This window comes from Stenotrophomonas maltophilia group sp. RNC7 (assembly GCF_030910085.1).
In the GTDB taxonomy this organism is placed as follows: Bacteria; Pseudomonadota; Gammaproteobacteria; order Xanthomonadales; family Xanthomonadaceae; genus Stenotrophomonas; species Stenotrophomonas sepilia.
Map to the genome: position 1 here is coordinate 1 of NZ_JAVFVN010000189.1, position 1,043 is coordinate 1,043.

The 1,043-nt window shown below is 30.6% G+C and carries 2 protein-coding genes; both read right to left on the bottom strand.

Features of this window, described 5'->3' with window-relative positions; translation table 11 throughout:
* Window positions 1–323, bottom strand: a 323-nt coding sequence (locus RCF13_RS02420) for a hypothetical protein (RefSeq protein WP_308140810.1), incomplete at its 3' end; no start/stop codon positions are given.
* Window positions 324–448: 125 nt separating this feature from the next.
* Window positions 449–1,043: hypothetical protein (locus tag RCF13_RS02425; protein WP_308140811.1), on the bottom strand; the 595-nt coding region annotated here is incomplete at its 5' end.

A 1,043-nucleotide genomic window follows, 5' to 3' on the forward strand; every position in this document is an offset into this window, starting at 1 on the left:
GTTTTTTCATTCTTTTTTGTATACGGAATCGTCTTCGCTTCTCTTGTTTTTTGCTGCAACAATTCGAAATATTCCTTCTCTAAACCATTTACAAAATCAATACCTTTTTTAGTAATTTTCACATAAACATCTGACTTCTCCGAAGCGGCCAATTCCACATAGTCCGTACTTTCTAAATTTATTAATATACTTTTCACTTTAGATTCGTATCTTTGAAATTGTGTTTTGATTTTTTTCTCAGATCCTGGATTACTTAAGTGTTTAAAAATTATTTCATAATCTTTTGATGAAACAATTACATAATAAAAAAGTAATTCAGACACTCGTATTCCTTTTCTCTTAGATTTAAATTCATTTAACACACATAACATATTAGCTGTCTCTAAATGAACATTATTAAAAAGCAATCTTATTGATAGTGGTAAAACATTTGTATTCGTCATAGTGATCACCCTATCTCTCTCTTATATCCCCACCAAATATCCATCTCAGGGTTATTAGCAAGAACATGAATAAAGCCTTTATTCTCAAACTCCATAGGTCTATTTTCTCCTAATACACCTTCTATCCGTCCATAATTCATCTCATTTAAGATTGTATGCATTTCATCCACAAAACTTTGGCTATCTTCATGATCTTTGAAGGACTTTTTATAAGTCTCCTTATGCCTCATTCGACATAAATTTAGCATAGAGCCAATGATTTTCTGATCAAAACCATCGTATTCTGTTAGTTCACGAATATACTTCTCTGCAAACAAAAAATATTCTTGACTTAAATCTCTTGTATCCTCATCAATATTTTCAACTAATAATTTTTGGTGAAATAAATCATCATTAAGGGTTTCTTTTTCCTCTTTAGAAGGAAGTTCTGTTGGTATTATGATTTTTTTTTTGGGTGACGAGGGTTGAGTTCCTTTTGAAATTTCCCGAAGAAATTCTCTAATACTTTCAACATGTCCATTTTCAGAAGAATCATACGAGATTACTCTAATCCTATAATTGTCATTCAATTCTTGAACCTCTGCTTCAGAAGGATTATCT